At 68.3% G+C, this 6457-nt stretch carries 6 protein-coding genes; 4 read left to right on the top strand and 2 right to left on the bottom strand.

The window, feature by feature from the left end; genetic code table 11:
• Nucleotides 1-232: 232 nt before the first annotated feature.
• Nucleotides 233-886, top strand: coding sequence for a 2-hydroxychromene-2-carboxylate isomerase (locus NYP07_RS23200; protein WP_268154450.1), 654 nt, complete (start codon nt 233-235; stop codon nt 884-886).
• A gap of 38 nt (nt 887-924) precedes the next feature.
• Complete coding sequence (locus NYP07_RS23195) at nt 925-1824, top strand: UDP-2,3-diacylglucosamine diphosphatase (RefSeq protein WP_378991071.1); 900 nt, start codon at nt 925-927, stop codon at nt 1822-1824.
• Here NYP07_RS23195 and asd read toward each other — a convergent pair whose 3' ends face one another.
• Nucleotides 1825-2697 carry an archaetidylserine decarboxylase gene (gene asd, locus NYP07_RS23190; RefSeq protein ID WP_268154446.1) on the bottom strand — a complete coding sequence of 291 codons (873 nt, stop codon included), beginning with the start codon at nt 2695-2697 and terminating at the stop codon, nt 1825-1827.
• A 73-nt stretch (nt 2698-2770) separates the two neighbouring features.
• On the opposite strand from asd, the gene NYP07_RS23185 reads away from it, so the two are divergent.
• The gene (locus NYP07_RS23185; RefSeq protein ID WP_268154444.1) at nt 2771-4417 is read left to right on the top strand and encodes an aminotransferase class III-fold pyridoxal phosphate-dependent enzyme; all 1647 of its coding nucleotides are present in this window, start codon (nt 2771-2773) and stop codon (nt 4415-4417) included.
• A gap of 61 nt (nt 4418-4478) precedes the next feature.
• On the opposite strand, the gene NYP07_RS23180 is transcribed toward NYP07_RS23185, so the two are convergent.
• Nucleotides 4479-5093 (bottom strand): hypothetical protein, encoded by a 615-nt coding sequence (locus tag NYP07_RS23180; protein ID WP_268154442.1) that lies wholly within the window; start codon nt 5091-5093, stop codon nt 4479-4481.
• 116 nt (nt 5094-5209) lie between these two features.
• Between NYP07_RS23180 and NYP07_RS23175 the strand changes: the two genes are divergently transcribed.
• The gene (locus NYP07_RS23175; RefSeq protein WP_268154440.1) at nt 5210-6454 is read left to right on the top strand and encodes a glycosyltransferase family 4 protein; all 1245 of its coding nucleotides are present in this window, start codon (nt 5210-5212) and stop codon (nt 6452-6454) included.
• Nucleotides 6455-6457: the final 3 nt, after the last annotated feature.

Genomic DNA, 6457 nt, shown 5'->3' with positions numbered 1-6457 from the left:
CAGTGAAACGAGTCAGCGCCGATGATAGTGCGGATTCCCGTGTGAAAGTAGGTCATCGTCAGGCTATTTATTAATGCCAACCCCCACTATCGAAAGGTAGTGGGGGTTTTGGTTTTGAGCAACGGAAAATCAGTGCCGGCAGATTGGGCGAATCGGGGTGGCAAGGACTGACATCGTTGAACTCGGCACAAGCCCTGCTGCGCCGCGGCGCGGTTGCAGTTAAAGTCGCCCGATGATTGACGACCGCTTTCTTGCCGACAGCGCCGCGCAGCAACGCGCGCCGGTGCAGTTCTATTTCGATTTCTCCTCGCCCTATTCCTACATCGCGTCCGAGTGGGTCGAGGCGGTTGCTGCCCGTCATGGGCGGCGCGTGCAATGGCATGCCATCCTGTTGGGTGCGACTTTCCAGGCGGCCGAACTGAGGCCGCCCGTCGCTCACCCGGTCAAGCGCGACTACGCGTTGCGCGACTTCGAGCGCTCGGCGCGTTTCGCCGGCCTGCCCTATCGCCAGCCCGAGGTCTTCCCGATCTCCACGCAGAATGCCGCCCGCGTGTTCTGGTGGCTGCATGGCCAGGATCCCGCCCGCGCCGTGGACTGGGCTCGCGCCGGCTTGCGGGCCTACTTCACGCGCGGCGTCTTGCTGAGCGACGCGCAGGCGCTGAAGACCCTGCTGGGCGAGTCCGGCATCGATGCCGAAGCCGCCGAGGCGGCGTGGACCGACCCGGCCTGGAAGGCTCGGCTCAAGGCCGTTAACGACGCGGCCGTGGCGGCCGGCGTGTTCGGCGCGCCCTACTTCATCGTCGACGGCGAACCCTTCTGGGGCAACGACCGCCAGGCCCAGATCGAGCGCTGGCTGGCGGGCGGCCCGTTCAAGGGTTTGATCTAGAACAAGTGTTCACGCGCGCGTCATGACCGGCGGGCAGCATGCCTGCCATGCCGACGACGCAAGACTCCGCTGCCGCCGCCGACACGCCCACGCTGTCGGTGCGTACCGCCTGGATTTCGGACCTGCACCTGGGTACGCCCGGCTGCCAGGCCAAGGCCCTGCTCGACTTCCTGCGCGACGTCGAGTGCGAGACCCTCTACCTTGTCGGCGACATCATCGACGGCTGGCAGCTCAAGCGCTCCTGGTACTGGCCGCAGGCGCACAACGACGTCGTGCAGAAGCTGCTGCGCAAGGCACGCAAGGGCACGCGGGTCATCTTCATCCCCGGCAACCACGATGAGTTCGCGCGCAAATACCTGATGCACAACTTCGGCGGCGTCGACGTGATGGAAGAGGCCATCCACGTCACGGCCGACGGCAAGCGGCTGTGGATCACGCACGGCGACCTCTACGACGGCGTCATCCAGTGCGCGCGCTGGCTGGCCATCGCGGGCGACCTGGCCTACGAGTTCACGCTCAAGGTCAACCGCTGGTTCAACCACATCCGCGCCAAGTTCGGCCTGCCCTACTGGAGCCTGTCGCGCTATCTGAAGCACAAGGTCAAGCGCGCCGTCAGCTACATCAACGAGTTCGAGAACGCCGTCGCGCGCGAGGCCAAGAAGCGCGGTGCGCATGGCGTCGTCTGCGGCCACATCCACCATGCCGAGATCCGCGAGATCGACGGCATCCTCTATTGCAACGATGGCGACTGGGTGGAGAGCCTGACGGCCCTGGTGGAGCACCACGACGGCCGGCTCGAGATCATCGACCGCGGCGAGCAGGCCGCGCTGCCGGGCATGCTGCCCGCGCCCAAGTCCCGGCCGGCGCAGCAGCCCCAGCCCGTCGCGCTGCCGGTGCCGGCGGCCGTGCAGGCCGCGGCGCCCGACACGGTGGCCTGATCAGGCCCGCTTCAGCAGGGCCTGGCCGGCGCGCAGTTGCACGCCGGTCGCTATGCCCTCGGCCAGCTCGAAACCCGACGGCACGAAGACGATGATGGTCGAGCCGTGCTCGAACCAGCCCATCTCCTGACCCTTTGCGTGTGGCGCCGCGCAGGGCATCTCGTTGGCACCCTTGCGGCCCAGGTGCAGCAGCACGTCGAGGAAATGCAGCCGAATGCTGGCGACGAGGATGGCCGCCACGGGCACCAGCGCGATCGGCTCGCCGCCGGCCAGCCGCATGCGCACGACCGCGCGCTCGTTGCGACAGAACAGCCGCTCCACGCGCTGCAGCGCGATCGGGTTCACGTTCCAGGTGTCGCCGCTGAGATAGGTCACATGCTCGACGGTGCCGGCGGCCGGCGCGTGGAAGCGGTGGTACATCGCCGACGTCAGCCGCAGCGTGATGAAGCGGCCACCCTCGAAGACGCTGGCGTCCTGCGTCGGTCCGAAGAGCTCGGCCGTGGAGTACGGGAAGCCCTTGGCCTGGTAGACCTGGCCGCGCTGCACGAGGCCGCAGGCGCCGACGATGCCGTCGCTGGGGGTGCAGACCACGTCGGGCCGCTCGTCGAACACGCGCGAGCCGGGCTTCAGCTCGCGCGTGAAGCAATCCTTCAGAGAGCGGAAGTCCGTGTGCCTGGCCTCGCCGAGATCCAGCGGCGTGAAGAGGCGCCAGACGGCGATCGAGAGCTTGGTCAGCAGCGGGCTCTCGATGCGCGCGAAGCGCCCCATCAGCCGGGTCAGCGCGATGCGCGGCACGCGATTGGTCAGCAGGAAGTTCAGGTCCTCCTGGGCGACGAGACGCTGGAACCAGCCGCGGGCGGGAAGTGTGGTCATGGCTTTGTCATTCATTCCGCTGTCAAGCGTCGCAGGTACATCTGAAACCTTCGTGAATTTCCTGAGACCTTCGATGGACGAAACCCTGACCCTTTCGGCTCTGGCCCTTGGCGTGTTGGCCCTGTTGCCGGCGGCCAAGCGGCGGCTGGAGCTCTCGCGTGCCAAGCACCGGTCCCTGGCCGGTCATTCGCGCATGGCCAAGCGGCTGGCGCGCTGGGTGCCGGGCTATGCCTATGACGAGGCGCAGTTCTTCAGCGCCGACGGCGCACCGGCCGAAGTGGTCGCACGCCGCCGCGCGGCCCTGCAGCGCCTGGGCGCCGAGTTCGACACGCGCTTCGCGAAGACGCTGGCCGCCACCGAGCAAGCGCGCGAGACCATCTCCGACCTGCGCTTCACCGGGCGCTACCGCGTGCCATTCCAATTCAGCCCCGTGCTGCGCGAGCACGTCAAGGTCGGCGCCTTCCTGCAGGCCAGCGAGGGCGTGCAGGTCGAGGACCTGGACGGCAACCACCTCTACGACCTGACGGGCTCCTACGGCGTCAACCTGCTGGGCTACGACGCCTACAAGGAATGCATCGCCGAGGCCGTCGCCACGGCCCAGGAGCTCGGCCCCGTGCTCGGTGCCTACCACCCCTGCGTGCTGGACGTGCTGACGCGCCTGAAGGCCATCTCGGGCCAGGAGGAGGTGAGCTTTCACATGTCCGGCACCGAGGCCGTCATGCAGGCCGTGCGGTTGGCGCGCTATCACACGAAGAAGAAGCGCCTGGTGCGCTTCGCCGGCGCCTACCACGGCTGGTGGGAGGACGTGCAGCCCGGCCCCGGCAACCCGCTGCCGCCGCGCGAGACCTTCACGCTGCAGGACATGGCAGAGCGCTCGCTGAAAGTGCTGGCCACGCGCCGCGACATCGCCTGCGTGCTCATCAACCCGCTGCAGGCCCTGCATCCGAACGCGAACGCGCCGGGCGACTCCGGCCTCATCGATGGCAGCCGCCGCGCGAACTATGACCGCGAGGCCTACACGGCCTGGCTCAAGAAGCTGCGCGAGGTCTGCAGCGCGCGCGGCATCGTGCTGATCTTCGACGAGGTCTTCGTCGGCTTCCGCCTCGCGCCCGGTGGCGCTCAGCAGTATTTCGGCGTGAAGGCTGATCTCGTCACCTACGGCAAGACGCTGGGCGGCGGCCTGCCGGTCGGCGTCGTGTGCGGCAGCCGCGCGCTGATGACTCGCTACCGCGAGGAGCGTCCGGCGGACATCTGCTTCGCGCGCGGCACCTTCAATGCCCACCCCTATGTCGTCGCCGCGATGGCGTCTTTCCTGAAGCGCCTGGAGCGCCCCGAGGTCAAGGCGCTATACGACGGCCTCGACGAACGCTGGAACGACCGCCGCGCACGCTTCAACGGGCGCCTGCAGGCGGCCGGCGCGCCGGTGCGCATGGCCAATCTGTCGACGATCTGGACCGTGCTTTACAGCCAGCCCGGCCGCTATCACTGGATGCTGCAGTTCTATCTGCGCAAGCAGGGCCTGGCGCTGAGCTGGGTCGGCACGGGGCGGCTGATCTTCAGCCTGAACTATGGAGATGCCGAGTTCGACGCCGTGCTGGAGCGCTTCGTCGCCGCCTGCGAGGAGATGAAGGCCGACGGCTGGTGGTGGACGGCGCCCGAGCTCACCGCCAAGGCCATCCGCCGCGGCGTGTTCCGCGAGATGCTGGCGAAGAAGTTCTGAGCAAAGAGCCAATGCAAAAGGGCCCGCCGATGGCGGGCCCTTTGCGTTTGGGGCGCCGGCTTCAGTGCGCCTGGCTGCCGACGTGGTCCATCGGGTCGATGAGCTGGCCGCGCAGCAGGTAGAGCGGGGCCTTGTGGTAGAGGTAGACGTCGTGGAAGGGGTCGGTCAGGATCTTGGTCATCCAGGCAAAACCCTGCATCGCGCCCTGCGTGGCCCACAGCTGGCCGACACGGAAGAGCAGGCCGACGGCGCCCAGGCAGAACCAGGCCATGCCGACGTCTTCCAGATAGGCCTTGATGCCGACGGCCGGCTCGATCAGGCCGCCCAGCGACGGGAAGAACCACAGCACGGCCGGCAGCGCGACCCACACGGCCAGCAGCACGATCTTGCGGCGGATGTTGTAGCCGACCTTGATCTCTTCCTTGTGTTCGTCGGTGGCCTGGTTGACCTCGTCGTAGCCGCGCGGCTCGAAGAAGAAGTGGCCCGCCTGGCGCGTCGTCATCGATACGCACCAGGCCAGCAGCGCGGCCCAGGCCGGGTTCACGAACACCAGGCCGTAGGAGACCAGGAAGCAGAGCGCGCTGATCAGGTGCAGGCTCTGGTTGATGCGGCTGTGGTGGTAGTAGCGGTGGTCGTCCCAGCGCTGCGTCTTCAGGGTTTGGAAGAACTCGTTCACGTCGTCCCGTCCTCGGTTGGGTGGAAATTGGAGCGCATGGTGGTGGCATTGCGTGAAATCGGCGTGACGGTCCGGTTGTCATCTTGCTGTTGCACGCCCGGCTCAGCATTTGCGGCATGAATACGCAGCAAGACGCCGACGATATCCTGGTGGACGACCTGCCCGCGCCGCGCCATTCGCGCCGGCTCGCGGTAGTGACGGAGACCTACCCGCCCGAGGTCAACGGCGTCGCGATGTCGATGGCGCGCGTCGTGGACGGCCTGAACCGCCGCAACCACGATGTACAGCTGATCCGCCCGCGCCAGCCCGCCCGCATGGCCGCGCAGACCGGCACCGGCAAGCCCGATGTGGACGAGGTGCTCACCAAGGGCCTGCCCGTGCCCCTCTATCCCAATCTGCGCATGGGCGTGCCGAGCAAGCGGGCGCTGGTGAAACTGTGGTCGCTGCGCCGCCCCGACGTCGTGCACATCGCAACGGAGGGGCCGCTGGGCTGGTCTGCGCTGCAGGCGGCCCAGCATCTGTCGCTGCCGGTCACGTCGGACTACCGCACCAACTTCCACGCCTACGGCAAGCACTACCGCCTGGGCCTGCTGTCCAAGCCCATCATGGGCTATCTGCGCAAATTCCATAACCGCTGCGACGCGACCATGGTGCCCACCGAGGCCATGCGCGTGCTGCTGGCCGAGCGCGGCTTCGAGCGGCTGACTGTGGTCGGCCGTGGCGTCGACGCGCAGCGCTTCGACCCGGCGCGGCGCAACGACGCGATGCGCGCGGGCTGGGGCGCGGGGCCGGACGACCTCGTCATGGGCTATGTGGGCCGCCTGGCGCCGGAGAAGAACCTGGGCGCCGTGCTGGCCGCCTACGAGGCCGTGAAGGCCGTGCAGCCGCGCGCGCGTCTGGTCTTCGTCGGCGACGGGCCGATGCGGGCCGAGCTGGCCGCACGCGCGCCCGACGCCGTGTTCGCCGGCCAGCGCAGCGGCGACGACCTCGCGGCGCATTACGCCGGGCTGGATCTGTTCCTGTTCGCCAGCCTCACCGAGACCTTCGGCAACGTCACGACGGAAGCGATGGCCAGCGGCTGCGCCGTCGTGGCCTTCGAGAGCGCGGCGGCGGGCGAGCTGATCCGCAGCGGCACGAATGGCTGGCTGGCGGGGCCGGGCAAGGAGCCCGACTTCGTCGCCGCGGTGCGCATCGCAGCACTCGACGCCGCCGCGCGGCGCGCGGTGGCCGATGCGGCGCGCGCGACCGCGCGGCGGCTGGATTGGGCCGACATCACGGCGCGCTTCGAAGCGGTGCTGGAAGGCGCGATTGCAAGGGCCGAGCCGGCGTTTGCGCTGCCGGGGTTGCAGCCGGCGGCCTGATCG

Origin of the sequence: Pelomonas aquatica (assembly GCF_026712205.1) — a bacterium.
Lineage (GTDB): Bacteria > Pseudomonadota > Gammaproteobacteria > Burkholderiales > Burkholderiaceae_C > Pelomonas > Pelomonas aquatica.
The sequence above is the reverse complement of the archived record's forward strand: the minus strand, read 5'-3'. Positions and strand labels throughout refer to the sequence as shown.

Bases quoted from the DNA above. Each gene is read 5' to 3' on its own strand.
- NYP07_RS23175 (WP_268154440.1), top strand. From the start codon at position 5,210: ATGAATACGCAGCAAGACGCCGACGATATCCTGGTGGACGACCTGCCC.
- NYP07_RS23185 (WP_268154444.1), top strand. From the start codon at position 2,771: ATGGACGAAACCCTGACCCTTTCGGCTCTGGCCCTTGGCGTGTTGGCC.
- asd (WP_268154446.1), bottom strand. From the start codon at position 2,697: ATGACCACACTTCCCGCCCGCGGCTGGTTCCAGCGTCTCGTCGCCCAG.
- NYP07_RS23200 (WP_268154450.1), top strand. From the start codon at position 233: ATGATTGACGACCGCTTTCTTGCCGACAGCGCCGCGCAGCAACGCGCG.
- NYP07_RS23195 (WP_378991071.1), top strand. From the start codon at position 925: ATGCCTGCCATGCCGACGACGCAAGACTCCGCTGCCGCCGCCGACACG.